Annotated in this window: 25 protein-coding genes and 1 tRNA gene; 6 read left to right on the top strand and 20 right to left on the bottom strand. The window is 70.5% G+C overall.

All coding sequences use genetic code 11. The features are described from left to right. Positions 1–264 precede the first annotated feature (264 nt). Entirely contained in the window at positions 265–1,566 is a 1,302-nt protein-coding gene (locus tag ACH4U8_RS30435; RefSeq protein ID WP_395781551.1) for a mannosyltransferase family protein, read from the top strand. Between the two features lie 69 nt (positions 1,567–1,635). On the opposite strand, the gene ACH4U8_RS30430 is transcribed toward ACH4U8_RS30435, so the two are convergent. From ACH4U8_RS30430 to pgsA, 7 genes are all read right to left on the bottom strand, one after another. Beyond that, positions 1,636–2,391 (bottom strand): YebC/PmpR family DNA-binding transcriptional regulator, encoded by a 756-nt coding sequence (locus tag ACH4U8_RS30430; protein ID WP_360313781.1) that lies wholly within the window; start codon positions 2,389–2,391, stop codon positions 1,636–1,638. Between the two features lie 75 nt (positions 2,392–2,466). Beyond that, positions 2,467–3,078, bottom strand: coding sequence for a pyridoxal 5'-phosphate synthase glutaminase subunit PdxT (gene pdxT, locus ACH4U8_RS30425; RefSeq protein WP_360313783.1), 612 nt, complete (start codon positions 3,076–3,078; stop codon positions 2,467–2,469). A gap of 113 nt (positions 3,079–3,191) precedes the next feature. After that, a complete protein-coding gene (pdxS, locus tag ACH4U8_RS30420) occupies positions 3,192–4,136 on the bottom strand; it encodes a pyridoxal 5'-phosphate synthase lyase subunit PdxS (RefSeq protein WP_360313785.1) in 945 nt (314 codons plus the stop codon). A gap of 87 nt (positions 4,137–4,223) precedes the next feature. Then, positions 4,224–4,760, bottom strand: coding sequence for a hypothetical protein (locus ACH4U8_RS30415; RefSeq protein ID WP_360313787.1), 537 nt, complete (start codon positions 4,758–4,760; stop codon positions 4,224–4,226). Between the two features lie 314 nt (positions 4,761–5,074). Continuing rightward, positions 5,075–6,196, bottom strand: coding sequence for a glycosyltransferase family 4 protein (locus ACH4U8_RS30410; protein ID WP_360313789.1), 1,122 nt, complete (start codon positions 6,194–6,196; stop codon positions 5,075–5,077). After that, complete coding sequence (locus ACH4U8_RS30405; RefSeq protein WP_395781549.1) at positions 6,193–7,119, bottom strand: phosphatidylinositol mannoside acyltransferase; 927 nt, start codon at positions 7,117–7,119, stop codon at positions 6,193–6,195. Before ACH4U8_RS30405 ends, ACH4U8_RS30410 begins: the two co-directional genes overlap by 4 nt. Next, the gene (pgsA, locus tag ACH4U8_RS30400; protein WP_379991241.1) at positions 7,116–7,820 is read right to left on the bottom strand and encodes a phosphatidylinositol phosphate synthase; all 705 of its coding nucleotides are present in this window, start codon (positions 7,818–7,820) and stop codon (positions 7,116–7,118) included. Before pgsA ends, ACH4U8_RS30405 begins: the two co-directional genes overlap by 4 nt. A gap of 222 nt (positions 7,821–8,042) precedes the next feature. On the opposite strand from pgsA, the gene ACH4U8_RS30395 reads away from it, so the two are divergent. Beyond that, positions 8,043–10,202 (top strand): elongation factor G-like protein EF-G2, encoded by a 2,160-nt coding sequence (locus tag ACH4U8_RS30395; protein ID WP_395781547.1) that lies wholly within the window; start codon positions 8,043–8,045, stop codon positions 10,200–10,202. Between the two features lie 87 nt (positions 10,203–10,289). On the opposite strand, the gene ACH4U8_RS30390 is transcribed toward ACH4U8_RS30395, so the two are convergent. From ACH4U8_RS30390 to thrS, 5 genes are all read right to left on the bottom strand, one after another. After that, a complete protein-coding gene (locus tag ACH4U8_RS30390) occupies positions 10,290–11,648 on the bottom strand; it encodes a hypothetical protein (RefSeq protein ID WP_395781545.1) in 1,359 nt (452 codons plus the stop codon). 215 nt (positions 11,649–11,863) lie between these two features. After that, positions 11,864–13,117, bottom strand: a complete 1,254-nt coding sequence (locus tag ACH4U8_RS30385; protein ID WP_395781543.1) for a glycosyltransferase 87 family protein — start codon at positions 13,115–13,117, stop codon at positions 11,864–11,866. Further along, complete coding sequence (locus tag ACH4U8_RS30380; protein WP_126643328.1) at positions 13,114–13,518, bottom strand: thiol-disulfide oxidoreductase DCC family protein; 405 nt, start codon at positions 13,516–13,518, stop codon at positions 13,114–13,116. Before ACH4U8_RS30380 ends, ACH4U8_RS30385 begins: the two co-directional genes overlap by 4 nt. Before the next feature lie 121 nt (positions 13,519–13,639). Then, positions 13,640–14,200 carry an HIT domain-containing protein gene (locus tag ACH4U8_RS30375; RefSeq protein ID WP_360313801.1) on the bottom strand — a complete coding sequence of 187 codons (561 nt, stop codon included), beginning with the start codon at positions 14,198–14,200 and terminating at the stop codon, positions 13,640–13,642. A gap of 77 nt (positions 14,201–14,277) precedes the next feature. Next, positions 14,278–16,257: a threonine--tRNA ligase gene (thrS, locus tag ACH4U8_RS30370; RefSeq protein ID WP_395781541.1), complete on the bottom strand. Its 1,980-nt coding sequence runs from the start codon at positions 16,255–16,257 to the stop codon at positions 14,278–14,280. A 274-nt stretch (positions 16,258–16,531) separates the two neighbouring features. Here thrS and ACH4U8_RS30365 point away from each other — a divergent pair, with 274 nt between their 5' ends. The 3 genes from ACH4U8_RS30365 to ACH4U8_RS30355 all read left to right on the top strand — a co-directional run bounded on the left by ACH4U8_RS30365 (position 16,532) and on the right by ACH4U8_RS30355 (position 18,416). Then, a complete protein-coding gene (locus ACH4U8_RS30365; RefSeq protein WP_360313825.1) occupies positions 16,532–16,942 on the top strand; it encodes a hypothetical protein in 411 nt (136 codons plus the stop codon). Positions 16,943–17,004: 62 nt separating this feature from the next. Beyond that, positions 17,005–17,727: a DUF3105 domain-containing protein gene (locus tag ACH4U8_RS30360; RefSeq protein WP_360313827.1), complete on the top strand. Its 723-nt coding sequence runs from the start codon at positions 17,005–17,007 to the stop codon at positions 17,725–17,727. Then, positions 17,724–18,416: a DUF305 domain-containing protein gene (locus ACH4U8_RS30355; RefSeq protein WP_360313829.1), complete on the top strand. Its 693-nt coding sequence runs from the start codon at positions 17,724–17,726 to the stop codon at positions 18,414–18,416. The genes ACH4U8_RS30360 and ACH4U8_RS30355 overlap by 4 nt, the downstream gene beginning before the upstream one ends. A gap of 70 nt (positions 18,417–18,486) precedes the next feature. Here the strand turns inward: ACH4U8_RS30355 and ACH4U8_RS30350 are convergent, their stop codons facing one another. The 4 genes from ACH4U8_RS30350 to ACH4U8_RS30335 form a co-directional block, all read right to left on the bottom strand. Next, on the bottom strand, positions 18,487–19,113 hold the full coding sequence (locus tag ACH4U8_RS30350; protein WP_360313831.1) for a DedA family protein: 627 nt from the start codon (positions 19,111–19,113) through the stop codon (positions 18,487–18,489). A 677-nt stretch (positions 19,114–19,790) separates the two neighbouring features. Beyond that, positions 19,791–20,798: a protein NO VEIN domain-containing protein gene (locus tag ACH4U8_RS30345; protein ID WP_395781539.1), complete on the bottom strand. Its 1,008-nt coding sequence runs from the start codon at positions 20,796–20,798 to the stop codon at positions 19,791–19,793. Positions 20,799–20,948: 150 nt separating this feature from the next. Beyond that, positions 20,949–21,020: transfer RNA gene (locus ACH4U8_RS30340), tRNA-Val, on the bottom strand. 71 nt (positions 21,021–21,091) lie between these two features. Continuing rightward, positions 21,092–21,544 carry a TIGR02611 family protein gene (locus tag ACH4U8_RS30335; protein WP_360313835.1) on the bottom strand — a complete coding sequence of 151 codons (453 nt, stop codon included), beginning with the start codon at positions 21,542–21,544 and terminating at the stop codon, positions 21,092–21,094. A 354-nt stretch (positions 21,545–21,898) separates the two neighbouring features. On the opposite strand from ACH4U8_RS30335, the gene ACH4U8_RS30330 reads away from it, so the two are divergent. Continuing rightward, entirely contained in the window at positions 21,899–22,312 is a 414-nt protein-coding gene (locus tag ACH4U8_RS30330; protein ID WP_161356292.1) for an SsgA family sporulation/cell division regulator, read from the top strand. A gap of 366 nt (positions 22,313–22,678) precedes the next feature. On the opposite strand, the gene ACH4U8_RS30325 is transcribed toward ACH4U8_RS30330, so the two are convergent. The 4 genes from ACH4U8_RS30325 to ACH4U8_RS30310 form a co-directional block, all read right to left on the bottom strand. After that, positions 22,679–23,197, bottom strand: a complete 519-nt coding sequence (locus tag ACH4U8_RS30325; protein ID WP_360313837.1) for a hypothetical protein — start codon at positions 23,195–23,197, stop codon at positions 22,679–22,681. 217 nt (positions 23,198–23,414) lie between these two features. Then, entirely contained in the window at positions 23,415–24,143 is a 729-nt protein-coding gene (locus tag ACH4U8_RS30320; protein ID WP_379990628.1) for a GNAT family N-acetyltransferase, read from the bottom strand. Between the two features lie 154 nt (positions 24,144–24,297). After that, positions 24,298–25,122: an aminodeoxychorismate lyase gene (locus ACH4U8_RS30315; protein ID WP_360313841.1), complete on the bottom strand. Its 825-nt coding sequence runs from the start codon at positions 25,120–25,122 to the stop codon at positions 24,298–24,300. Then, entirely contained in the window at positions 25,119–26,219 is a 1,101-nt protein-coding gene (locus tag ACH4U8_RS30310) for a chorismate-binding protein (protein ID WP_395781537.1), read from the bottom strand. The genes ACH4U8_RS30315 and ACH4U8_RS30310 overlap by 4 nt, the downstream gene beginning before the upstream one ends. Between the last annotated feature and the right edge of the window lie 139 nt (positions 26,220–26,358).

Here is a 26,358-nt window from a genome sequence, read left to right as displayed (position 1 = left end):
CCCGCCCCTGCGATCGAGCCGAACCCGCCCGATACGAACATCTGTTCGCCCGACAAACCCTAGTGCAGCCGCGCCGATGCCCTCGGTACCGCCACTCCGTGATCACCCGTTCGAGCGACACGTACGCTTGTCCCGGTCGATAACGCCCCGATGACAGCCCTGTGACGATCGTTCCCCAAGCGGCCCGGTCGCCGCACGGGAGCCCGCACAGGCGACGCTAGGGTCGGTTGGAGACTGCCCCCGCTCGCCGCCCGGAAGGTTTTCATGCCGTCGCCGTCCATGCCGGTCGCCGAGACCCCGCCGGCCGCCGAGAAGGGTGCGATCAGGATGCCGGGGCGCTCCGACAGCGTCCTCGCCGACGGCCTCGCCGACCGCCTGCGCGCCGGTGCCGGCGACTTCGCCCGCCGCGCGCGTGCCTCGTTCCGCCCCGCCCGCACGGCGGTGTTCGGCTATCTGATCGCGCGCGCGATCAACCTCGTGGTGCTCGGCGTGATGGCGTTGGCGGCCGGCAAGCCGTTCTGGTCCATGGTCGGCTCGTGGGACGGCGTCTGGTTCCGCGACATCGCGGACTTCGGCTACGTCGACAAGATCCCGGTCTCGCCGGCCGGCAAGCCGTACTGGACCAACGTCGAGTTCTTCCCCGGCTACCCCTGGGCGGTCCGCCTCGTCGGCGACCTCACCGGCCTGTCCGCGCTCAACGCCGGCATGGTCGTCACCGTCTCGTCCGGCGCGGTCGCGGCCTGGGGGCTGTACGCGCTCGGGCGCGAACTCACCGGCAACCACCGGGTGGCCACCCTGTTCGCGCTCCTGTGGGGCGTCGCGCCGGGCTCGATGGTGCTCACCATGGTCTACTCCGAGGCGCTGTTCGTGGCCTTCGCGTCCTGGGGCCTGCTGGCCGTGGTGCGCCGCCGGTGGACCCTGGCCTGCGTGTTGTGCCTGTTCGCCGGCCTGACCCGGAACACCGCGTTCGGCCTGGTCGCGGCGCTGGGCGTGGCCGCCCTGGCGATCGTGCTGGAGCGGCGCGAGGACGGCACCCGGGTCGGCCTGCTGGCGCCGCAGGCCCGTCGCCCGGTGCTCGCCACCCTGATCTCGCCGCTGGCCTGCGTGGGCTTCATCGCCTGGGTGGGCTGGCTGGCCGGGCGGCCCGACGGCTGGGTCTGGATCCAGGACAAGGCGTTCAACCTGCGCTTCGACGGGGGCATAAGCACCGTCCAGTGGATGGCCAAGTACCTCACCCACCTGGGCCGACCGATCTACGTGGTCTGCACGTTCGTGATCATCCTGTCCGTGGCACTGATGATCTGGTCCTTTCGGGACCGCCGAATCCCGCTGCCGGTGCACATCTACGGCGGCGTGGTGATGTTCCTGGCGCTGACCACGAGCAACGGCTGGTTCTTCCACTCCAAGCCGCGCTTCATGTTGCCCGCCTTCACCATCGCGCTGCCGCTGGCCCGGCTGATGGCCAAGTGGCCGCGCGGGCTGGTGATCTCGGTGCTGGTCGCCGGAGCGGCGTTCGCCGGGTGGTACGTGAGCTTCCTGCTGTACGTGATAAACACCAACCCGTAGCGCCCCCGAGGGGACCGGTAACGCGCGAGGGGCCGGCGGCAGTTGCCGCCGGCCCCCTCGACGAGCGCGCTATTCGCCGTTGATGCTTTCCATGATCTCGTCCGAGACGTCGAAGTTCGCCCAGACGTCCTGGACGTCGTCGCTGTCCTCCAGCGCCTCGATCAGCCGGAAGATCTTGCGCGCGCCCTCTTCGTCCAGCTCGACCGAGACGCTGGGGATGAAGTTGGCGTCGGCCGAGTCGTAGTCGATCCCGGCGTCCACGAGCGCGGTCCGCACGCCGACCATGTCGGTCGCCTCGCTGACCACCTCGTAGGTCTCGCCGAGGTCGTTGACCTCCTCGGCACCGGCGTCGAGCACCGCGCCCAGCACGTCGTCCTCGCTCAGGTCGTTCTTCGGCACGATCACGACACCCTTGCGGGTGAACATGTACGACACCGAGCCGGGGTCGGCCATCGAGCCGCCGTTGCGCGTCATCGCGACCCGCACGTCCGACGCCGCGCGGTTGCGGTTGTCGGTGAGGCACTCGATCAGCACCGCGACACCGTTCGGTCCGTACCCCTCGTACGTGATCGACTGGTAGTCGGCGCCGCCGGCCTCCGCACCGGAGCCGCGCTTGACCGCGCGGTCGATGTTGTCGTTCGGGACCGAGGACTTCTTGGCCTTCTGAATGGCGTCATAGAGCGTCGGGTTGCCGGCGATGTCACCGCCGCCGGTGCGCGCCGCCACCTCGACGTTCTTGATCAGCTTGGCGAAGAGCTTTCCGCGCCTGGCGTCGATGACGGCCTTTTTGTGCTTGGTGGTCGCCCACTTCGAGTGGCCGGACATCCGCCTCTACTCCTTCGGGTCGCGGGTGCACTGCACGGGCCTGTACAGGCTGGAAGATCCTACCGGCGCGCGAGCTCAGAGCGTGGCACGGACCATGTCCACGAAGTACGCGTGCACCCGCCGATCGGGGGTGAGCTCGGGGTGGAAGGACGTCGCGAGCAGGTTTCCCTGGCGCACCGCGACGATGCGGTCCGCGTACGGCTCGGCGGTCAGTCGGGCGAGCACCTCGACCTCCGCGCCGACCGACTCGACCCACGGGGCGCGGATGAACACGCCGTGCATGGGGTCGCCGCCGGTCAGTCCCTCGAACGGGACGTCCGCCTCGAACGAGTCGTTCTGTCGGCCGAACGCGTTGCGCCGCACGATCATGTCGATCCCGCCGACCGTCTCCTGGTCCTCGCGGCCGTCCAGGATCTTGTCGGCGAGCATGATCATGCCCGCGCACGAGCCGTAGACCGGCATGCCGCCCGCGACCCGCTCGCGCAGCGCCGGGAACAGCCCGAAGGACACCGCGAGCTTGGACATCGTGGTCGACTCGCCGCCGGGTATGACCAGCGCGTCGAGTTCGGCGAACTCCTCGACCTTGCGCACCGGGCGTGCGATCGCGTCGAGTTCGGCCAGCGCGATGGCGTGCTCGCGAACGTCGCCCTGGAGGGCGAGGACACCGATGATGGGGGTGGTGGACACGTCAACCTCGTCCGGTCGTAGGTACCGAGCCGGGCCCGAACGCGATCGCGTCCGGGCCCGGCTCACAGCTTTTCGAGTGTTCGAGTGCTTCGAAGTCCTCGACGGGGCGGGGACTACCAGCCGCGGCCGGCGTAGCGCTGCTCGGCCGGGAGGGTGTCGATGTTGATGCCGACCATCGCCTCGCCCAGGCCGCGCGAGACCTTGGCGATCACGTCCGGGTCGTCGAAGTGCAGGGTCGCGTCCACGATCGCCTTGGCCCGCTTGGCCGGGTCGCCGGACTTGAAGATGCCCGAGCCGACGAACACACCCTCGGCGCCGAGCTGCATCATCATCGACGCGTCGGCCGGGGTGGCGATGCCGCCCGCGGTGAACAGCACGACGGGCAGCTTGCCGGCCTCGGCGACCTCCTTGACCAGCGCGTACGGCGCCTGGAGGTTCTTCGCGGCGACGAACAGCTCGTCCTCGTCCAGCACCGAGAGCTGCTTGATGTCCTTGAGGATGGTGCGCATGTGGCGGGTGGCCTCGACCACGTTGCCGGTGCCGGCCTCACCCTTGGAGCGGATCATCGCCGCGCCCTCGGTGATCCGGCGCAGCGCCTCGCCGAGGTTGGTCGCGCCACACACGAAGGGGGTGGTGAACTTCCACTTGTTGATGTGGTTCGACTCGTCGGCCGGGGTCAGCACCTCGGACTCGTCGATGTAGTCCACGCCGAGCGACTGCAGCACCTGGGCCTCGGCGAAGTGGCCGATCCGGGCCTTGGCCATCACCGGGATGGACACGGCGCCGATGATGCCGTCGATCATGTCCGGGTCGGACATGCGCGCGACGCCGCCGTCCTTGCGGATGTCGGCGGGCACGCGCTCGAGCGCCATGACGGCGACCGCGCCCGCGTCCTCGGCGATCTTGGCCTGCTCGGCGTTGACGACGTCCATGATCACGCCGCCCTTGAGCTGCTCGGCCATGCCGCGCTTGACCAGGTCGGTGCCGGTCTGGGGGCTTGCGGGGGTGGTGGACACGGATGACCTCACACGGGTGCGAACGACGACGGTTGGCTCCATCGTACGGGTGAGGTGGATCCTAATGTCATGCCACCCCGGCGAATTACCCGGGCCAATCTGTCCACGGTGGCCTTTGCGTGGCTCCCGTCAGGACCCACCGGGCTGCAAAGTGCGCGGCTCCTCGTCGTCCATCTCGAAGGTGACCGGGTACGGGGCATGGCCCGCCAACCGCAGATAGCGCACCAACCGGTGTCGGCGCACCGCACGGGCGCCGCGGACCGCGTCGTTGTGAAAGCGCCGGGCCATCGGCACGCGCCGTACCGCGGTCTGCAGTTCGGTGACCAGTTCCGCGCCGCCGGGTCGGGCCCGCAGGTCCTCCGCCTGGGCGGGGTCCTCGAACAGGAACCGCAACGCGCGGGTCAGGTCGCTCTCCGCCACCTCGCGCTCGTCCTCGGCCGCGTTCCGCGCCTCGTGCGCGGCACCGGCCAACACGAGCGAGGAGGCCGGATCGAGCAACCCGGAGGTGGCGATCTCCTGCGCGACCGCCGACCGCCGCAACAACTGCGCGTCCAACGCGGCCCGACTCGAATCCACCCGCGCATGCAGCCGATCCAGCCGCCCGGCGGTCCAACTCAAATACACACCAACCGCAAGCACCGCGAGCAGGACCCAGATGACAGTCATCACCCGGCGACCCTAATACCCCCCACCCCAGCCAACCTTCGAGCCCAACCCGACCCGCCCAAACCACCCGACCAACGCCCGACCCCACCAGCCCGCCCGACGCCCGAGACCACCCTCCAGCCCGGCCGGCGCTCGAGGCCACCCTTCAGCCCAACCAACCCAGCCCGGCCGGCGTTTGAGGCCACCTTTCAGCCCGCCCGACGTCCGAGACCAACCCAACCAATCCAGCCCGGCCGGCGCTTGAGGCCACCTTTCAGCCCGGCCGGCGTTTGAGGCCACCTTTCAGCCCGGCCGGCGTTTGAGGCCAACCCCCGCTACGCCGCCGGCGCCCCCGCCGTGACCGTCTCGTACACGCCCAGGATGTCCGTCCCGACCGTCCCCCAGTCGTACCGCTGCACATGCTTGCGCCCGACCTCCCGCAACATCTCCCGCCGCTCGGGATCCCGAAGCAACCCCACCGCGGCAGCGGCAAGCGCCGAGGCGTCCTCCACCGCGAACAACTCCCCCGCCCGCCCCCCGTCCAGCACCTGACGAAACGCGTCCAGGTCACTGGCCAGCACCGGCGCCGACGCCGACATCGCCTCGACCAGGATGATCCCGAAGCTCTCGCCACCGGTGTTGGGCGCCACGTAGACGTCCACGCTGCGCAACAACCGCGCCTTGTCCAGGTCGCTGACCATGCCCAGGAAGGTGACCTGTCCGCGCAACGCCTCCGGCAGGTCCTCCACCGCCTGTTCGGCGTCCCCTCGCCCGGCCACCAGCAGCCGTACGCCCGGGAACGCCTCGACGATCCGCGGGAACGCCTCGATCAGCGTGGGCAGTCCCTTGCGCGATTCGTCGATCCGCCCGATGAAGCCGATGGTCGGCGCCTCGGGTGTGCCCTGCCACGTGGGCTCCACGGGTGCGTCGGCGAAGAAGCCGACGTCCACGCCGTTGGGGATGACCACCGCGTCGCCGCCGAGGTGTTCGACCAGGGTGCGGCGTGCGTACTCGCTGACCGCGATCCGGGCGCTGATCTTCTCCAACGCCGGTTGCAGGATCGGGTAGGCCGCGATCATCGCCCGCGAGCGGGGGTTGGAGGTGTGGAAGGTGGCCACCACCGGGCCGGAGGCCGCCCAGCAGGCGAGCAACGACAGGCTGGGCGTGGCCGGTTCGTGGATGTGCAGCACGTCGAAGTGCCCGTCGTGGATCCAGCGCCGCACCCGCGCGGCGGACAGGAAGCCGAAGTTGAGCCGGGCCACCGAGCCGTTGTAGCGCACCGGTACCGCTCGCCCGGCCGGCACCACGTAGTCCGGCAGCGGGGTGTCGTCGTCCGCCGGCGCCAGCACCGACACCTCGTGCCCACGCGCGATCAGGTTCGCCGCGAGATCCCGCACGTGGTACTGCACACCGCCCGGCACGTCCCACGAGTAGGGGCACACGACGCCGATTCTCACTTGGCCTCCCCGATCCGGGCGAGCCGGCGTCGGTCCAGGTCGTCGAGCCACAGCGGCTGAAGCATGTGCCAGTCCTGCGGGTCGCGCGCGATCCCCCGGGCGTAGGCGTCCGCGACCTGCTGGGTCATCACCGCGATCTTCTCCCGGCGGGTGCCCTCGGCGGGCACCACGACCTCGGGGTGCAGCGTGCCCCGGATGACCTTGCCGTCCCACGGGAGGGTGACCGGAATCAGCGCCGCGCCGGTCTGCAGGGCCAGCGCGGCCGGCCCCGCGGCCATCCGGGTCTGCTCGCCGAAGAAGGTCACCGGCACACCGGCGGTGGTCAGGTCGCGGTCGGAGAGCAGGCACAACAACCGACCCGCGCGCAGCCGCCGCGCCAGCGTGCCGAACGTGTTGCCGTCGCCGCCGGTGAGCGGCAGCACCTCCATGCCCAGCGACTCGCGATAGTCCAGGAAGCGCCGGTACAGGGATTCCGGCTTCAGTCGTTCGGCGACCGTGGTGAACGGATAGCCCTTGAGCGTGATCCAGGCGCCGGCGTGGTCCCAGTTGCCCATATGCGGCAGCGCGAAGATCACCCCCTTGCCGCGGGCGCTGCACTCGTCCAACAGCGTCAGGTCGCACTCCATCCGGGCCAGCACCGTCTCGCGGTCCCACACCGGCAGCCGGAACGCCTCCTGGTAGTAGCGCAGGTAGGAGCGCATGCCCTCGCGGGAGAGCGCGCGAAGTTGCTCGGGCGTGGCATCGGGCCCCACGACCCGACGCAGATTGGCCTCCAACTGGAGCACGCCGCCGCCGCGTTGTCGCCAGACCAGGTCGGCGATCCGGCGGAAGGCGGCCGTGGCGACCGGCTCGGGCAGCCGCTTGACCACCGACCAGCCCAGGGCGTACCCGGTGTCGGCCAGCCGCTGCCCGACGTCGGTCACGGCTTGTCACCTCCGGACACCGCGTTGTCGATCGCGGATGCCGAGCGATGGATCGCGATCATCCGCTGGAAGACCGTGATCAGGCTGCCCACCGCGATGAACCACAGTGCGGCCTCCTGGATGTACGGCACACCCATTCCGTCGAGACCGGTGGCCACCAGCGAGATGACCAGTCGCTCGGCCCGCTCGATCAGTCCGGAGACGTCGCAGGCCAGACCCAGGCTCTCGGCCCTGGCCTTGGAGTACGACACGACCTGGCCGGACCCGAGGCAGAAGATCGCCAGGATGCACATGCGCAGGTTGTCGCCGTCGCCGGCGAACCAGATCGCCAGCGCGCCGAAGATCGCGGCGTCCGCGACCCGGTCCAGCGTGGAGTCGAGGAAGGCCCCCCATTTGGTCGAGCGGCCCAACTGGCGCGCCATGTTGCCGTCGACCAGGTCGGAGAAGATGAACGCGGTGATGACGAGCGTGCCGGTGAGGAACCAGCCGATCGGGAAGAACACCAGCGCCGCGACGACCACCCCGAGGGTGCCGATCAGCGTCACCGTGTCCGGACTCACGTTGTGACGCAGCAGAAAGCTCGCGAACGGGGTGAGCACACGCGTGAAGAAGGCACGAGCGTATTTGTTGAGCATCGCCTTCCCGAAGGATTGCCGGGGCGGCGGGGGATCCGGTGGACTCGACCCGCCTGGTGCGCCCATCGTACTGACGCGGTCGTGCCTCCCGAGCCCCCCGTCGCCCGGGCGTGCCGCGTTGGAGAACATCACGTACGGCGAGGACACTTGTACTCGGTCGGACGTCGGGGCAATGCTGCCGTTCAGGAATCGATTTGCGGACGTTGGCGTACCGACGACCGACTTGCACCTGCGCGTCCCGGGGACGTCGACGACGACCACATCGGATGGACAACCAGGAGGTGGCACATGGCGGATAAATCCGGAGCAAACGCCGGAACCGTCGGCAGGGTAACCGCGCCGGCGAGCCCGGACTCGGTGCGCAACGTGGTGCTGGTGGGCCACACGGGGGCGGGCAAGACGACATTGGTGGAGTCCCTGCTCGTGGCGACCGGGACGATTCCCCGGGCCGGTCGCGTCGAGGACGGGACGACCGTGTCCGACTTCGAGGACATCGAACACCGCCAGCACCGCTCGGTGGCGCTGTCCCTGTCCCCCGTCGAATTCGACGGCGTGAAGATCAACCTGCTCGACACCCCCGGCTACGCGGACTTCGTCGGCGACCTGCGGGCGGGCCTGCGCGCCGCGGACGCCGCGCTGTTCGTGGTCTCGGCCGCGGACGGCGTGGACGGCTCGACCCGGATGCTCTGGGACGAGTGCGCCTCGGTCGGCATGCCCCGCGCGATCGTGATCACCAAGCTCGACCAGGCGCGCGCCGACTTCGACGAGATGGTGCTGATCTGCCAGCGGGTGTTCGGCGACCCCGACTCGGACACCGTGTTGCCGCTCTACCTGCCGCTGCACGGCGAGGACGAGAGCGTCGCGGGTCTGATGGGCCTGCTCACCCAGCGGGTCTACGACTACTCCTCGGGCACTCGTCGGACGCTGGACCCCGACCCCGAGCACCTGCCGCTGATCGAGGACGCCCGCAATCGGCTGATCGAGGGCATCATCGCGGAGAGCGAGGACGAGTCCCTGATGGACCGCTACCTCTCCGGAGAGCAGATCGACGTCGACACGCTGATCGCCGACCTGGAGACCGCGGTCGCCCGAGGTTCGTTCTACCCGGTGCTCGCGGTCGCGCCCGACGGGCTGGGCACCATCGAACTCCTGGAGGGCATCGTCCGGGCTTGTCCGGCGCCGCCCGAGCACGAGGTGTTGCCGGTCACCACCCCCGACGGGAAGCCCCGCGACCCGCTGACCTGCGACCCCGAGGGGCCGCTCGCGGCCGAGGTGGTCAAGACGACGTCCGACCCGTACGTGGGCCGGATCTCGCTGGTGCGGGTCTTCTCCGGCACCCTGCGCCCGGACATGACGGTGCACGTCTCCGGGCACGGGATGGCCGATCGCGGACACGAGGACCACGACCTGGACGAGCGCATCGGCGCGATGTCGATCCCGCTGGGCAAACACCAGCGCTCGCTCAACCGCGGCATCGCCGGCGACATCGTCGCGGTCGCCAAGCTGACCCGGGCCGAGACCGGCGACACCATCTCGGACAAGGACGATCCGCTGCTGATGGAGCCGTGGATGATGCCCGACCCGCTGCTGCCGGTGGCCATCCGCGCGCACAGCAAGGCGGACGAGGACAAACTTTCCCAGTCGCTGGCCCGGCTGGTCGCCGAGGATCCGACGCTGCGCCTGGAACACAACATCGACACCCACCAGTTGGTGTTGTGGTGCATGGGCGAGGCACATGTCGAAGTGCTCCTGGACCGGCTGCGCAGTCGCTACGGCGTCGCGGTGGACGCGGTGGCGCACAAGGTGTCGCTGCGCGAGACGTTCGCGGAGAAGGCCAGCGGGCGCGGCCGACACGTGAAACAGTCCGGCGGGCACGGCCAGTTCGCGATCTGCGAGATCGACGTCGAACCGCTGCCGGGCGGATCCGGGTTCGAGTTCGTCGACAAGGTGTTCGGCGGTTCGGTGCCGCGCAACTTCATCCCGTCGGTGGAGAAGGGCGTCCGGGCCCAGATGGAGAAGGGCGTCGCGGCCGGCTATCCGATGGTCGACCTGCGTGTGACGCTGACCGACGGCAAGGCCCACTCGGTCGACTCGTCCGACATGGCCTTCCAGATGGCGGGCTCGCTGGCGCTGCGCGAGGCCGCCGCGAGCACCCGGATCCACCTGCTGGAACCGGTCTCGGAGGTACGGGTCACCGTCTCCGACGAGTACGTCGGCGGCGTGCTGAGCGACCTGAGCTCGCGCCGCGGCCGGGTGGTGGGTACCGAGCCGATCGGCTCGGGCCGCACCCTGATCCGCGCCGAGGTCCCGGAGATCGAGATCAGCCGCTACGCGATCGACCTGCGCTCGATCAGCCACGGCACCGGCCAGTTCGCCCGCACCTACTGCCGCCACGACCCGATGCCCCCGCAACTCGCCGCGAAGGTCACCAGCGACGCGGACGCCTGACCCGAAGGCGCATCGGGTGACACCGGTCCGGGGTCGACGTCCGTGACGCGCCCCGGCCCGGGTACCCCGATCCCCCGCCGCGTGGCGTCAGGGAATCGGGAGGGGGCCGTCCAGGGCCGTCAGGGCGAGCAGGACGGTCGCCGAGGTCCAGGCCAGCGGGGCCACCGAGGCCGGCTTGCCGTTCTTGTCGACCTTCTCGGGCAGCGAGCCGAACGCCGTCCGGTGGTCGGCGAGCCAGTCGAGCCGGTGCTCCGCGCCGGCCCGGTCGCCGCTCGCCGCGCTGAACAGTGCGAAGGAGGCGGTTTCCGGGGTCCAGGCCGCGGTGGGGTCGCCGGCCCAGTGTTCGCCCGGCAGGATGCCTCCGTTGGGCAGGGTGAGCAACTCCGCGGATCGGCGCACCGCGCTCGCGACACCGGCGTCCGCGCGAGCGAACGGCGGGCCCAGCCAGGTCACCGCGGTGTCCGCGCCGCCCTTGGCCGAGGCCGTGCGCGGGTAGTCGTGCGGCCCGAACGCCTCCCGGATGCCGCGGTCGAGGCGGGCCGAGGCGCCGGCCCAGCGCCCCGCGGCGGGCTCGTCCCCGGTGCGTCGGGCCAGGTCGGCGGCGGCGCGCAGGCCGGCCGACAGGGGTGCGGCGGTGCCCAGGGTGACCTGGTCGGTGCGGGTTTCCCAGTAGTCCGAGCCCCGAGGCGGCAACCCGTTCGGGCGCAGCCGGCCGGCCGCCGCGTCACCGGCCGCGCGCACCGTCGGCCACAGTTCCCGCAGGGCCGCCGCGGTCTCCGGGGCCTCGGCGTCCTGGTGGACGTACCAGAACCAGATCGCCCACGGCACCCATCCGTTGCCGTCCAACTGGGCCGCCCGACCGTCGCCGACCGGCCCGCCGTCCAGCCGGTAGCGCGCCTCCCAGGTGCCGTCGGGGCGTTGCAACGCGGCCAGTCGGCGCAGCACCGCGAGGGCCTCCCGGTGGTGTCCGGTGGCGGTGAACGCCGCCGCGACCCAGGCCGCGTCGCGCGGCCAGACGTACTTCCAGATCCCGAACCAGGCCGCCGCCACCGACCCGTCGGCCTGGGTCAGCACGCGCATGTCCAGCAGCGCGCGCTCGGCCATCGCCCGGTGGCGCGGGGTCGTGCCCGGCACGGTGCCCTCGGCGAGCCAGGCCCGCTCGGCGTCGGTGGGCGGGGTCGCGGGCGCGTCGGTGGGCAGTGCGAGGGGGCCCTCGGGGCCGGATATGACGCCGCCAAGGAGCAGCGGTCGTGTGGTGCGTGGTGGGGGCGCCGCGCCGCCCACGGTGGCGATGATGCCGAGCGTGATGAGCAGGCCGACCACGGCGATGCCGATCGGGCGGAACCTGCCGAGTGAGCGGGTCCGCCGTGCGGGGCCGCCGGTCGGCTCGTGGGGGGTTCGGCGGGCACTGCGGCCGATGCCGGGGGGTCGGGCCTTGTCACTCATCCGCGCCGTCTCCGCCCCCGTGCCCCTCGCCGCCTTTCGCGCGGCCGGGCCGATCCCCGTTCGGCTCAGTCTAGGCATGATCGGCTCATCGTTCGAACCGTCGTCGGACCCCCACCCGCTCCTCGCCCCGTCACCCGCATCACGCCCACCTCGTCGTACGATCCGCGCGGGTCCGCCGGGGCGGATGGGACGGATCACCTGAAAGTACGACGAGTCTACGAAGCGGGATCCGGATCGGGCTCGGCGGTCGGGGCCAAACCGGTCGAACAGGTGAAATGTCGGCGATCGGCGTACAGCGCCCACACCGCCGTGATCAACCCGAGCACCGCGACCAGCACATACGCGTTGCCCACGACCAGTTGCCAACCGTGCAGGTCCAACTCGCCGCCGTCGCCGAACGGCACCGTCCACACGATCCCGCTCGGCAACACCCCGGACACCCGGGCACGCTCCATCGGATAGGCCGCGGCGACCGCGAACACCGCCACCAGGGTGACCCACGCGACCGGCGACCGAGTGCGCCGGACCCGATCCGCGAGCACGATCACCAACGGCAGCGCCCACACCCAGTGGTGCGTCCAGGAGATCGGCGACACCAACAGCGCGGTCAGCGCGCAGAACCCCATCCCGGCCAACGCCGCCCCGCGCCGCGCCGCCACGACGGCGAGCGTCAGGGCCGGCGCCGCGACCAGGACCGCGAGCAGCGGCCACAACCACCCGGGCGGCGACTGCGCGCCGAACTGCCGGGTCACCGCGCCGTGCACGGACTGATTGCCGGGGAACTGGGCCAGCCCTATCCGGGTGTCGTCCAGGAACAACCCGCCCCAGTAGTCCGCGCATTCGCTCGGCAGCACCGCGAACGCCGCCACCACCGTGCCGACGAACACGCCCAGCGCGGTCAACCCCTCGCGCACGCGTCCGGTGAGCAGCAGATAGGGGATGAAGATCGCCGGGGTGAGTTTGAGCCCGGCCGCCAGGCCGACCCCGACCCCGGTGAGGCGGGCGCCGCGCGGGCGGGCGAAGTCGGCCAGCACCAGGACCAGCAGCAGCAGGTTGATCTGCCCGAAGCGCAGGTTCTCCTGGACCGGCTCGGTCCACAACAGCGCGGCGGCGCTCAGCGCGGTCGCCCGCACCCGGGCCTCGCCGCGCAGCCCGAGGATCCCCCAGGCGAGCCAGGTCGCCGTACCGAGCAAGGCCGGATTGCCCGCCACCCCGACCACCTCGACCACACCCCACGGCAGCCAGGCCAACGGCGTGAAGGTCAGCCCGGCCCACGGCGTGTAGGTGAACGGCAGCCGCCCGGGCCGGATCGTGTACAGGTCACCGTGCCCGGCGAGCACGTCCACGCCGCCCTGGCGATACACCTTCAGATCGCCCAGCCACCACATGTCCGAGGAACCGAAGGTGCCCAGGAGGAGATACGCGGCGAGCGAGCACGCGGCCACCGCGAGGGCCGCCCGGCGGGTCACCCCGCAGCGTTGACGGTGTCCGGCCGCAGGTGCGCCGGCATCGCGCACGCCGGTGTCCCGCCGGGCATCCGGTCACGGTTGTCCGCGACCAGGCGGTACACGCCGTGTGCGGCGATGCTGACCGGCTGCACCCGCAGCGCGGCACCGGCCAGGGCCCACGGGCCGCCGGCGTTCATCAGCAGCTTGGCCACCGCGTGGTGTCCGCCGTACACGGTGCCGACGGGAGTCACCCACAACACCTCGTGCTCGGCGCGGTGCTGCTCGACGCCGAGTTCCTCGAGTTCGGCGAACTGCCAGGCCACCACGTCGGCGTCGAACGGGATGTGTTTCTGCGCGAACTCCACCGACCGGGTGCAGAACCCGCAGTCGCCGTCGTACACGAGAACCGGTCGTGCGCTCAAAGCTCTTCTCCTTGACAACTGCCGCTTGGATCCTGCCATCGCACCGACTCCACCCACCGGCTCCGAGCGCGCCCGCCTCGCTCGCGGCGAGTACGCGCGCCTCGAACGCCGGCCGACCCGGTCAGTCGACCGGCCACGCGGAGGCCAACATCTCGCGGGTCTCCGCGAGCAGTTGCGGCAGCACCTTGGTGTGACCGACCACGGGCATGAAGTTGGTGTCGCCGCCCCAGCGCGGCACCAGATGCTGGTGCAGGTGCGCGGCGATCCCCGCCCCGGCGACGTGCCCCTGGTTCATCCCGATGTTGAATCCCTGCGCGCCCGAAACCTTGCGCAGGGTGACCATCGCGAGCTTGGTGAACCGGGCGAGCTCGATCGTCTCCGCGTCGTCCAGGTCGGTGTAGTCCGCGACGTGCCGGTAGGGCACCACCATCAGGTGACCACCGTTGTACGGGTACAGATTCAGCACCGCGTAGACCTGCTCACCCCGCGCGACGACGAGCCCCTCGACATCGCTCAGCGAGGGAATCCGGCAGAACGGGCACCCGTCGTCGGGCGTCGGCCCCGACGGCTTGTTCTCGCCCTTGATGTACGCCATCCGATGGGGAGTCCACAGCCTGCCGAAGGCATCCGGCCCCCCAACCCCGTCCTGCATCTCGGGCTCGCTCGTCATGCCAGGAAGCATATGCCGTGGGTCGGAGCGGGCCGCGCCCCGGTGACCGCGCCGTCGCGCGGCCCCGGGCCACGGCCGGTGACACCGCGTCAGATCTGGATGCGGTCCCGGACGGCCTTGACGATCTCGGCCACCGCGTCGTCGACCGCGACGCCGTTGTTCTGCTCGCCGTTGCGGTAGCGGAAGCTGACCGCGCCGGCCTGTACGTCCTCGTCGCCCGCGAGCAGCATGTACGGGATCTTGAACTTGTTGGCGTTGCGGATCTTCTTCTGCATGCGGTCCGCCGAGTCGTCGATCTCGACCCGGATGCCGTGCGACTTGAGCTTGGCCGCGACCTCGCGCAGGTACGGGACGTGCTCCTCGGTGATCGGGATGCCGACCACCTGGACCGGCGCGAGCCACGGCGGCATCTTGCCCGCGTAGTGCTCCAGCAGGACCGCGAAGAAGCGCTCGATCGAGCCGAACAGCGCACGGTGGATCATCACCGGCTGCTGCCGGGAGCCGTCGGAGGCGGTGTACTCCAGGTCGAAGCGCTCCGGCAGGTTGAAGTCGACCTGGATGGTCGACATCTGCCAGGTGCGCCCGATCGCGTCCTTGGCCTGGACCGAGATCTTCGGGCCGTAGAACGCGGCGCCGCCCGGGTCGTCGACGAGCTCCAGGCCCTGCTTCTGCGCGGCCTGGCGCAGCGTCTCGGTGGCCTCGGTCCAGTTCTCCTCGGTGCCGATCGACTTCTCCGGGTTCCTGGTGGACAGCTCCAGGTAGAAGTCGTCGAGCCCGTAGTCGCGCAGCAGGTTCAGCACGAAGGTCAGCAGCGAGTCCAGCTCGCCCGACATCTGCTCGCGCGTGCAGTAGATGTGCGCGTCGTCCTGGGTGAAGCCGCGGGCGCGGGTGAGGCCGTGCACCACGCCGGACTTCTCGTAGCGGTAGACCGTGCCGAACTCGAACAGGCGCAGCGGGAACTCCCGGTACGAGCGCCCCCGGGCCCGGTAGATCAGGTTGTGCATCGGGCAGTTCATCGGCTTGAGGTAGTAGCTCTGGCCCTCGTCCAGCTCCATCGGCGGGTACATGCCGTCGGCGTACCAGTCCAGGTGGCCGGAGACCTCGAAGAGCTTGCCCTTGGTGGCGTGCGGCGTGTAGACGAACTCGTAGCCGGCCTCCTCGTGCCGACGCCGCGAGTAGTCCTCCATGGTGCGGCGGATGATGCCGCCCTTGGGGTGGAAGACGGCCAGGCCCGAGCCGATCTCCTCCGGGATGGAGAACAGGTCCAGCTCGGCGCCGAGCTTGCGGTGGTCGCGCTTCTCGGCCTCCTCCAGGAAGGTCGTGTACGCCTTGAGCTCGTCCTTGCTCGGCCACGCGGTGCCGTAGATGCGCTGGAGCTGCTTGTTCTTCTCGCTGCCGCGCCAGTAGGCGGCGGCCGAGCGCATCAGCTTGAACGCGGGAATGTTGCGGGTGGTGGGCAGGTGCGGGCCTCGGCAGAGGTCCTTCCAGCACAGCTCGCCGGTCTTCGCGTTCAGGTTGTCGTAGATGGTCAGCTCACCGGCGCCGACCTCGGCGGAAGCGCCCTCGGCGGCCTCCGCGGCGGCGCCCTTGAGGCCGATCAGCTCCAGCTTGTACGGCTCGTCGGCCAGCTCGGCGCACGCCTCCTCGTCGGTGGTGACCCGGCGGGCGAAGCGCTGACCCTGCTTGATGATCTCCTGCATCTTCTTCTCGATGCGCTTGAGATCGTCGGGGTGGAACGGCGTCTCGACGTCGAAGTCGTAGTAGAAGCCGTCCTTGATCGGCGGGCCGATGCCCAGCTTGGCCTCGGGGAACAGCTCCTGGACCGCCTGCGCCAGCACGTGCGCGGCGGAGTGGCGCAGGATGTTCAGGCCGTCCGGGGAGCCGATCTCGACCGGCTCGATCTCGTCGCCGTCGAGCACGACGTACGCCAGGTCCACGAGCCGGCCGGCCACGCGCGCGGCGACCACCGAGCGGTCGCCTTCGAAGAGCTCGGCAGCCGTAGTGCCCGTGGTCACCACCCGCTCGTCCCGGTCCGGGTCGCGGCTGATGGTCACTCGGGCTTGGGACACCGTTCGTCTCCTGACATGTGGCTGGTGGGTGCTGGGCGGCGCTGGGTGCATCGCTCGCACACCGATGCTATCGAGCCGCCGGCGGGAACCTCGCCTCGGTTTGCCCCGGTCCCGGCCGGCACCCGGCCCGGGCCCGGCGGGTGCGGCTCGGGGGTCGAGGCGGACGCGCGTACGGCCGTGTCGCCGCCGGGTCGCCATCACGTTGCCGTCACGACGACGAAAGATCCTGCCCCGACTTCCCACAGGGTCACTCGTTCGGGTGAGAATAGGGCCCGTGACGCAACGGATGGCCTCGCTGGCAGTCCCGCTGCGGCCGGTGATCCGGCTGTTGGCCGGGGCTGTACTGGCGTGCGCCGCGCTGCTCGGCAGCGCCTTTCCGATCCACGCCGAGTCGGTGCCCTCGACCGCGACGATCCCGACGGTGTGTCCCTTTCATCACACCGCGCACCAGGACCGGGACAGCAGCGGGCCGGACGACAAGGGCGACGGGTCGGGGCGATGCGGTGACCGCTCGCACGCGTGCGTGCCCGCCACCGTTCCACCGCTGCCGCCGGTGGTCGCCCCCGCGCCCAGCTCGATGCTCCCGCCGTGGTTGGCCGAACCGGACGCCGTCGGCATCGCACTCGCGCCCAGGCCCGCCGAGGACGCCTCCGATCTGACGGTGCTCTGCGTCAGTCGTACGTGATCCGCGCGGCACACCCTCGCACGGCCCACAGACGAATCCCGGAATCGGAATAAGGCGGAGCCATGGGGCAACAGTCCCCCAACACCTCGAAGAAGCAGAGCAAGGCGCAGAAATCCGCCCGAATGGCGGCGACGCGTGAGCGGGTGGCCGCTCAGCGCGAGCAGGAGCGCAAGGCCGCCAAGCGCCGCTCGGCGATCATCTTCGCCGCCTCGGGCCTCGCGGTCCTCGCCCTGGTGGCGGGGCTGACCGCCGTGGTCATGTCGTCCGACGACGAGGGCGACAAGCCGGGCGGCGCCAACAACGTCATCGCCGACGTCAAGCCCGACCCCAGCGTCAAGAGCGACATAGTCGGGGTGAGCGCGTACACGGCGTCCCAGGGGCACATCTCCAAGCCCAAGGAAGTCACCTACAAGCAGAGCCCGCCGGTCGGCGGCGAGCACGACCCGGTCTGGCAGAACTGCGGGATCTACGACTCCCCGGTGCCGAACCGCAACGGCGTGCACTCGCTGGAGCACGGCACGGTGTGGATCACCTACCAGTCGAATCTGCCCGCGGACCAGTTGGAAGTCCTGAAGTCCAAGGTCAAGGGCAAGACGTACATGATGCTCAGCCCGTACGACGGCCTGGACAAGCCGGTCGTCGCCTCGGCGTGGGGCCTCCAGCTCAAGCTCGACAACGCGAGCGACCCGCGGCTGGACCAGTTCATCAAGGAGTACAAGGAAGGCAAGCAGACCCCGGAGCCCGGTTCGCCGTGCACGGGCGGCGTCGGGAAGCCCACCTCGTGAGGCCCCGCGCACGCGTCGCGCTGATCGTGGCGACCGGGCTGCTCGCGGTACCGGCGCTGGCGGCCTGTTCGTCCGACGACTCGGCCGAGCCGGCCGCGGCGACCGCGCCCACCCGCGCGCTCGGCCCGGCGCCGGCCGCGGTGCCGAATCCGCCGGCCGACGATTCCGTCGACGCCGGGTTCGCGCGCGACATGCGCACGCACCACGCCCAGGCCGTGCAGATGGCGATGATGGTCCGCGATCTGACCCAGGACGACGCGACCCGCAAGCTCGCGTACGACATCGCGCTGACCCAGCAGGAGCAGATCGGCCGGATGGCGTCCTGGCTCCAGTTGTGGGGCCTGACCCTCGGCTCGACCCGGCCGGTGATGCAGTGGATGACGCCGGGTTCGATGCCGGGCCACTCCGGGCACGGCACGCCGTCGGCGGGCGCGGACACCCAGCTCATGCCGGGCATGGCCACGCAGGCGCAGTTGGACAAGCTGGCGACGTTGCACGGCAAGGACGCCGAGGTGATGTTCCTCCAGCTCATGATCACCCACCACGAGGCCGGTGTGGCGATGGCCCGCGAGGGCGTCGCGCGCGCGCAGGTCCAGCAGGTCCGGGACCTGGCCAACACGATGGTGGTGGGCCAGAGCTCGGAGATCGACCTGATGCGGTCGATGCTGACGGAGCGTGGGGCCGGCTAGCGGTTCGAGAAGGCGAGTGGGGCGCGGGATCGGCATCGATCCCGCGCCCCACCGTCGTGGTGCCGCCGGTTCAGACCTCGACGGTCGCCGGCGCCTCGCCGGCGTGACGCCGACGGCGCACCTCGCGGACGACACGTGCCGGCACTCCCACGATCAGCGGTACCGAGGCGCCCAGCGCCATCCCGCCGAGCGCCACCAGCAGCGGGCTGTCCTCGACGATGTGCCCGGCCAGCGTGCCGATCGTCATCGCGTACGACACCGAGATGGTCGCCCCGACCAGCGTCGCCGCGCGGAACTGCGGGCGCGGGTAGCCCAGTCGGCCGGCGAGCATGTTCACCGCGGTCCGGCCGCCGGGCAGGAAGCGGGCCGCGATCAGCGCGGACATCCCGCCCTTGGCCAGTGCGCCGCGGGCCAGATCCATCGCCTTCTGCCGACGCGGCCCCAACACGGCGTCGCCCCCGCGACGCAGCCGTGCGCGGCCCACCGCGTAGGCGCATTGGTCCCCGATGAAGGCGCCGATCCCGGCGGTCAACAAAACCAGGACGATGTACCGAAGGTCACCGTCGGCCACCGCCGCCGCGGCCATCACGAGTTCGTCCCCGGGCACGATCGGCAGCACGGCGTCGATGGAAACGATCAGCGGCATCACCAGCCACAACCACGGAGAGAACAACAGGCCGGTTCCGGCGCCGGTCACTGGTGTACCCCCGCACACTCGCAGCGGATCGGTAGACAGGTATCGGTCACCGGGAGATCATCGCGCGATCCCCCATCCGGCGGAACATCGGGTCCGCCCCACCCCCACGCGCCCGACGTGATACAGCCCGAAAAACACCCATCTCAGAGCCCCGATCCGCCAAAAAGTAACCTCATCACTGTGTCGACTTCCCCACTCACACACCACACTTTCGGCGCACCCCCAGGAGTGGCAACACCCAAACCAAACAGCCCGCCCAACCCACAAATCCCCCGACCCGCCCGACACTCGAAGCCACTCGACAACCCGACCGGCATCCGAGACCCACTCGGCCGGCCCGACCTCCGAAACCGAACAACCCCACCACCGTTCAAGCCCAACCCAGCCCGACCGAGCGCTTGAAGCCAACCCGAAGCCCACCGAACCCACCCCGCCGCCGGGCCCGAGTTCACGAAGAGCTTCCCTCGATCAACGTCGCCGGCAACAGCACGGAACCGCCCCCGCCCCCGATGCGCTCCGGCAACAGCCGCGTCATCAACCGCCCCTGCCGCGCGACGTGTTGCCACACAGTCGTGAGTGCCGGCGTCGCCCACCCCGCCACATCCTCCGGAATCCGCCACCCCGACTCCGCCGACACCACGGTGCCCGGCCATAGCGAACCGGCCGATCGACCGTGCCTACGTGGGGCCGTCCAGGGCGTAGTGGTACTGAGTCGCAGTAGCTCGGTCGAGAGCAATGACCCACGGATCCCACAACAGTTCGGTACCACCGTCGGCGGTGACCTCGTCACCGCAGCGATGCACCACGATCCCGTGAACGACGAAGAGCGCGGGGTTCGAATAGGTGAGCGCGTGCCGGACCTCGTTGGCGGTCAGGTGGACGCCCTCGGGGGTGCCGGTCAGACCCTTGACCTCGACGTGCTTTTCGACACCGTCCTTGCGACAGGTGAGGTCCCAACTGCTGGTGTTCGCGACCACGCTCACGGCCCAGCCCTCGGCGCGGTAGTGGGCTTCGGCGAGTGCCATCGCCCGCATCTCGACGGCTCGATTCGCGGCACTGTCCGCTGAACGCCCCTGCCCTCGCCCCGACTTGCGGTTGCGCGCATCGGGCATCCCCGATCGGTACGGTGCACGATCGGGCTCACCGGCGGCCCCGGCTCCCGCACCGGTCCCTACTTCGTCGATCCCTGCTTCGTCGGTGTCCGGGATCTCGACCGTTTCCGGCCGAGTGAGCAGTTGCTCAAGTCGCCCGGCGTCTCCGGCAGCGGGGACATTCACGGTAAGTCGAAGACGTCGACGCTCGTTGCCCCCCTTCGAACGCGGCTTCGCTCCGATGTTCTTTTGCGAACCCGTCAGAGAAAGCCGCAGCTCCTTGAAGTCCTTGACGGTGTACAGGTCGACGGCGTGCCAGGCCGGCAAGAGCACACGGCGCTCCGCCAAGGGGAGTTTCCGGAGCGCGGTGTTCCGGCTGTCGACCGCGGCATCGAGCAGCCGGCCGTGCAGGCCGCCGAGTCGGCGGAGCAGTATTTCGAGTGCCTGGGTGTAGTCCCGATTCCGGGGCACGCCCTTGCCTCCGCCCGCCGAGGCGAGCACTACGTCGTAGTGGTGGGGCTCCGCGTGTCCCGGTGTGGGTTCGACGATGAAGCCGGCAACGAGCGGACGACCGAAGTCGTCGAACACGGCCATGTTGTCTCCTTCGAAGCTGCCGAGCGAAACGTCCCTGGGCCATTCCACACGACAGCCCCGACAGCCCCGCCGCATCGAGCAGCAGGCACTTCGCCGCCGGCAACACGACAAAGCCCCGGATCATTTTCTGATCCGGGGCTGTGACCTGGGTGGGCGATACTGGGATCGAACCAGTGACCTCTTCGGTGTGAACGAAGCGCTCTCCCGCTGAGCTAATCGCCCGGGCGCAGGGAGAACATTACCGCATGTGTGGGGGCGGTTGTGCGCACCCCCGGGTGTGGGCGGTGGGGTGGTCAGAAGGGGAGGGCCAGGCCGTATTTCCACAGGTACAGGGCCACCGCGGCGCCGATCAGGATGAGGCCGATCGCGAGCATGATCATGTTGCGCCGGCGGGTCTTGGGGTCGAGGGCGCGGTTGGCGGCCTTGGTGACCTTGTCCTTGGTCCACAGGAGGGTGCGCTGGGCCCAGACGAATTCGGTGCCCAGGACGGCCAGGCCGAGGAAGATGACCGCCCAGCCGGGACCGGGCAGCGGAAGCATGATGATGCCGCCGACGATGATCGCGAAGCCGATCACGGCGACGCCGATCTGCCAGGTCATGTGCAACGGCTTGGAGCGCTTGATGAAGGCGGGTGCGCGGGAGCCGAATGGTTTCGCCTGCTTGCCGGCCGGGCCGCTCGGGGCGCCCTGGTCGAGGGTGGGCTCTCTTGTGGCGTGCGCGCTGTTGTCCGCGGCCCCCGTGTCCATCCCTGGTCTTCCTCTCTCGTCGTACCGGCCGTCGTTCACCGGGCACCTCCGTGTGGCCTGTGGTCGGAGCCGACCATGCCTCGGCCTTGCTTGACAACGCTACAAGGGGGCACAGGGTTCCATGCGGGCCCGGCGGTGCCGTGTGGTCCCGGCCCGGGCATGACGGTATGAACTGAACGCCTGTTCCCTTCCGGAAATCATGCGGGCGAACGTTACACCTCCGCATCGCTCTTAAGGAGTACCCAGACGCCCGTATATCGGGCAGAGACGTTTACAAGAGGTCCGCAGGTGGGATGTTGCGAACGCCGACGTGCGAATCCCCGAGCGCACACTGAGCGAAAGGCCATGGCGCTTATGAACACCACGGTCAGCTGTGAGCTGCACCTGCGCCTCGTCGTCTCGAGCGAGTCCTCATTGCCAGTCCCTGCGGGGCTGCGATACGACTCGTCGGACCCGTACGCCGTGCATGCGACCTTCCACACGGGTGCCGATGAGACGGTCGACTGGGTCTTCGCCCGCGACCTTCTCGCCGACGGGCTGCGTCAGCCCTCCGGCACCGGCGACGTTCGTGTGTGGCCCTCCCGGAGCCACGGACAGAGCATCGTCTGCATCGCCCTCAGTTCGCCCGAGGGTGAAGCCCTGCTCGAAGCGCCCGCGCGGGCGCTGGAGTCGTTCCTGAAGCGTACGAACGCTGCCGTCACCCCCGGCAACGAGCATCGCTTCTTCGATCTCGACCGGGAACTGTCGCAGATTCTCGCCGAGAACTGAGCTCCCGGAACCGCGGGCACGCCCCTGTCCGCAGCGCCGGGTACGTACGTCAGCACTCCGCCGCACCCACCGTCCACACGGTGGGGGCGGCGGAGTGCTTTTCGGCCCCGGGCGCCACACCCGCCCCGTGCGCGTCGCGACCGCCGGACGAGTGAATCGAACACGCCGCGCGATCGGTCGATCCGAATATGTACACGATCCGCACATGCCGCAAAGAAAGCGCACAGTCGAACACATTTTCCGGCATGGGAATGCGTTCACATTCACCATCCCGCCGCGTGCCCTGTTGTACACAGCGCGTGTTTACGCCGCCTCTCGGTAACCACCGGCAACCGGCGGTAATCCGCAAATCGGGATTCCCCGACTTCAGATCCCGCGCTTGCGCAGCAGTTCCTCGATCTCCGCGAACTCGTCGTCCACCGCACCGCGCGCGGCGCGACGGGAGCGGGGCGCCGGGGCCGGCTTCGGCTGCTTCGGTTGCCGTTGCTGCCGACTCTGCGGCAGCTCGCCACCCGCGTCGGATCCGCCCAGCAGCGCGGACAGATCCGCGGAGGTCGAGGTCGCCGTACCGGTCGGCTCCGGGTGCTTGCGGCCGATCATGCGGGTGATCATCAGCAACATCACGGCGAACGCGAGGATCGCCACGCCGCCCCATGCCTTGATCCCGAAGGCCAGGTCGGTCGCCCAGTCGGCGGCGGCACTGCCCACCCGGCGGCCCAGCGTGGCCAGGCCGGTCAGGTACAGCCCGATCGGGAACAGCGCCGCGGCGGTCCACCGGGTCGCGTTCAGGAAACGTCGTTGGCGTGCCTTCTGTACCGCGATGACCAGGCCGAGACCCGTCAGCGCCATGCACAGGGCGCCGGTCACCACATCTGCGCCGGACATGCGCTCGGCCTCCTCCTCGTACGAAGCATTCGAAACCTGCAGGACGTTCGAAGCATCGGTGTCGGTCTTGTCGGACCTGGTACTTCCTCCACCCCCATCGTCGTCTCCTCCGCCTCCGGACGCCACGATCGGCGGTCGGATCAGTACTCGGGGAGGACACCGACCGATGCATCTCCTCCCCGTGGAGTACACCCAGGATCAGGGATGTACCCGACCCTCACAGGATGGGTTTCCCCCAATAACGCGTGCGCGGCGCGAATCCCGCCGCCGTACAGACCTTCGCGTGGGTGTCGTCGAGGAGTTCGATGGCCACCTCGTGCAGGCCCTGCGCCGCCGTCACGTGGCCGGCCGCGCGGAGCAGGGTCGCCGCGTCCGCCGGGGTCGGCGCGGTCAGCGCCAGGATCACGCCGTCGACGACCCACACCACCGCCCCCTCGCCCAGCGTGTACGGCGCGGGCGCGGTGCGGTCGGGCAACCGGGCCCGGGCCCGGCTCTCCGCGGCGGCGTCGGCCCAGCCCGCCGCACGCAGATCCGCCGCGTACCGGTGCAGCTCCCCCACGCACCACGCGTCGCGTTCGTCGGCGTCCATCATTCGTACGCCGGGCGGCATGCCGGTGGTGCGCACGGGGGCCGCGAGGCGGCTGCTGTCGGAGGTGTACCCCAGGGCCCGGACGAGGCCGGTCGCCGCCCGGTTGCCCTCGGGGACGGCCGCCGCCATCCGGGTGCAGCGCAGGCCGCGCATGATCTCCTCGGCGGCGAGCATCGCCACGCAGGCATGGCCGCGGCGGCGGCGCGACGGCAACACCTGGATGTGCAGGATCCAGCCGATGCCGGGACCCCACGGGCCCAGCGGAGTCAGATGCACGCCGCCGACGGATCGGCCGTTGGCGCAGATCGAGTACACGCCGTCCCGGCCAGGTCCGGCCGGTCGCACAGTGGTGGTCATCGGGTGGCCCCCGCCTTCCCGGGCGCAATGCCCCGTTACCGGCAGTGCTGCCCGCGCGTGGCCCCGGCCAATCGGGCCCGGGCCACGCGTGATCAAGCCGCCGCGAACGAGGTCCCCGCGGCGTCGGCGCGCCGGGACCGCCGGTACGTCGGGATCACGGGTCGATGTCCTCGGCGGAGCGCGCCGCGAAGATCTCCTTGGCCTTGCGGGTGAGCGGGCCGGGGGCGGTCGGGGTGTGCCCGTCGATCCGATGCACGGCCTGGATGTCGCGCAGCGACGAGGTCAGGAACAGCTCCTCGGCTTCGGCGAGCGCGGCCAGGGGCAGGTCGACCTCCTCGGCGCCGACCCATTCCAGCACCAGCGCGCGGGTGATCCCGGCCAGGCAGCCGGCCGACAGCGGCGGGGTGAGCAACCGGCCGTCGAGTACGGCGAACACGTTCGAGCCGGTGCCCTCGCACAGGTTGCCGGCCGTGTTCGCGAACAGCGCCTCGCTCGCGCCGCGTTCGGCGGCATAGCCGAGCATCACCACGTTGTCGGCGTAGCTCGTGGTCTTGAGCCCGGTGGTCGGCGCGTGCTGGTTCCGGGTCCACGGGACGGTGACCACGGCCGTGCTCTCGCTTCGGGGCTTGGCCGCGCCGAGGGCCACCACCAGCGTCGGCGCGGCGTTGCCGCGCTCGGAGCCCAGCGGCGAGCGACCGCCCGTGTAGGTGATCCGCAGTCGGCCGACGCCGGGCAGCGGGTTGGCCGCCAGCACCTCGGCGCACGCGTGGCGGATCGCGTCGAGGTCGGGGGCGGGCAGCCCGAGACCACGCGCGGAACGGGCCAACCGATCCAGGTGTCGGGTCGTGGCGAAAGCCCGCCCGTCGGCCGCCCGCATCGTCTCGAAGACGCCGTCGCCGACGGTCAGACCGTGGTCGTCCACCCGAATCACCGCTTGCTCGTCGTCGACGAGGCGATCGTTCAGCCAGATTCTGCTCATGCGCCCTCCGAGGCATGCGATGCGTTGTCCGGGATCTCCGGGACAACCGAGTGCTGCGCGTCCTGCCCGACATGCTCGGGTCCGGGTCCCGACGCATAGTCCCGCCCCGCCACCGCGAGCAGACGGTGGGCCTTGAGTTCGGTCTCCTCCCACTCGCGCTGCGGGTCGGAGTCGTAGGTGATGCCCGCGCCGGTGCCGAAGCACAGCCTGCCGTCCCGGATGAAGAAGCTGCGTATGCCCACCGCGAGCGAGCCCTCGCGGCGGTCCGCGTCGACCCAGCCGATCGCACCGCAGTACGGGCCGCGCGGGACGGGTTCGAGTTCGTCGATGATCCGCAGCGCGCTGCTCTTGGGCGCTCCGCTGACCGAGCCGGGCGGGAAGGTCGCGGCGAACAGTTCGGGCCAGCCCACGCCCGGCGCCAGGGTGCCGGCGACGGTGGAGACCAGGTGGACCAGCCCGGGGTGCTTCTCGACCACGCACAGGTCGGGCACGGTGACCGAGCCGATCGCGCTCGCCCGACCGAGGTCGTTGCGGACCAGGTCCACGATCATCACGTTCTCGGCGTGGTCCTTGGGCAGCAGGTCGGCCTCGGTGCGGCCGGTGCCCTTGATCGGGCCGGACCAGACCCGGTCGCCGGCGCGCTGCAGGTAGAGCTCGGGCGACGCGCACGCGACGTGGACGTCGTGCGCGGGCAGCCGGATCACCCCCGCGTACGGGGCGGGGTTGCCGTGGGCGAGGCGGCCGGCCAGGCCGAGGATGTCGGCGTCCTCGGGCAGCGGTGCGCTGAGCAGGCGGCACAGGTTGACCTGGTACACGTCGCCGGCGGCGATGTGTTCGCGGATCCGGCGCACCCCGGCGCGGTAGGCGTCGGCGCCGAGCGAGTCGGTCCAGGCGTGGGCGGGCGGTCCGGTCCACGGCGCGGCGGGCAGCGGGGCCGGGCGCACCTCGTCGAAGCGTGCGCACAACAGGTCGCCTTCGAAGTCGGCGACGACGGCCCAGAACCCGTGCGAGTCCAGGGCGGCCGGGTCACGGGTGACGTCACGCAGGCCGGTGGCCAAGCGCCCGCCGAGATGGGCGAGAGGAGGTGGCTGACTCACTGGTTCGTTCCGGGGTCGCGACCGCGGCACCTGTGGCGGATCGGCGCGCGGATCAGATCGTCCATTGTAGAAGGGCGTCCCGACGTCCCGACGTCCCGACGTCCCGACGTCCCGACGTCCCGACGTCCCGACGTCCCGA

The sequence above is a fragment of the Embleya sp. NPDC020886 genome (genome assembly GCF_044333915.1).
In the GTDB taxonomy this organism is placed as follows: Bacteria; Actinomycetota; Actinomycetes; order Streptomycetales; family Streptomycetaceae; genus Embleya.
Note: the sequence above shows the minus strand (reverse complement) of the source record. Positions and strands in the feature narration are given on the sequence as shown.

Bases quoted from the DNA above. Each gene is read 5' to 3' on its own strand.
- ACH4U8_RS30435 (WP_395781551.1), top strand. From the start codon at position 265: ATGCCGTCGCCGTCCATGCCGGTCGCCGAGACCCCGCCGGCCGCCGAG.
- ACH4U8_RS30430 (WP_360313781.1), bottom strand. From the start codon at position 2,391: ATGTCCGGCCACTCGAAGTGGGCGACCACCAAGCACAAAAAGGCCGTC.
- pdxS (WP_360313785.1), bottom strand. From the start codon at position 4,136: ATGGAGCCAACCGTCGTCGTTCGCACCCGTGTGAGGTCATCCGTGTCC.
- ACH4U8_RS30415 (WP_360313787.1), bottom strand. From the start codon at position 4,760: ATGACTGTCATCTGGGTCCTGCTCGCGGTGCTTGCGGTTGGTGTGTAT.
- pgsA (WP_379991241.1), bottom strand. From the start codon at position 7,820: ATGGGCGCACCAGGCGGGTCGAGTCCACCGGATCCCCCGCCGCCCCGG.
- ACH4U8_RS30395 (WP_395781547.1), top strand. From the start codon at position 8,043: ATGGCGGATAAATCCGGAGCAAACGCCGGAACCGTCGGCAGGGTAACC.
- ACH4U8_RS30390 (WP_395781545.1), bottom strand. From the start codon at position 11,648: ATGAGTGACAAGGCCCGACCCCCCGGCATCGGCCGCAGTGCCCGCCGA.
- ACH4U8_RS30375 (WP_360313801.1), bottom strand. From the start codon at position 14,200: ATGCTTCCTGGCATGACGAGCGAGCCCGAGATGCAGGACGGGGTTGGG.
- ACH4U8_RS30360 (WP_360313827.1), top strand. From the start codon at position 17,005: ATGGGGCAACAGTCCCCCAACACCTCGAAGAAGCAGAGCAAGGCGCAG.
- ACH4U8_RS30345 (WP_395781539.1), bottom strand. From the start codon at position 20,798: ATGGCCGTGTTCGACGACTTCGGTCGTCCGCTCGTTGCCGGCTTCATC.
- ACH4U8_RS30335 (WP_360313835.1), bottom strand. From the start codon at position 21,544: ATGGACACGGGGGCCGCGGACAACAGCGCGCACGCCACAAGAGAGCCC.
- ACH4U8_RS30330 (WP_161356292.1), top strand. From the start codon at position 21,899: ATGAACACCACGGTCAGCTGTGAGCTGCACCTGCGCCTCGTCGTCTCG.
- ACH4U8_RS30325 (WP_360313837.1), bottom strand. From the start codon at position 23,197: ATGTCCGGCGCAGATGTGGTGACCGGCGCCCTGTGCATGGCGCTGACG.
- ACH4U8_RS30320 (WP_379990628.1), bottom strand. From the start codon at position 24,143: ATGACCACCACTGTGCGACCGGCCGGACCTGGCCGGGACGGCGTGTAC.
- ACH4U8_RS30315 (WP_360313841.1), bottom strand. From the start codon at position 25,122: ATGAGCAGAATCTGGCTGAACGATCGCCTCGTCGACGACGAGCAAGCG.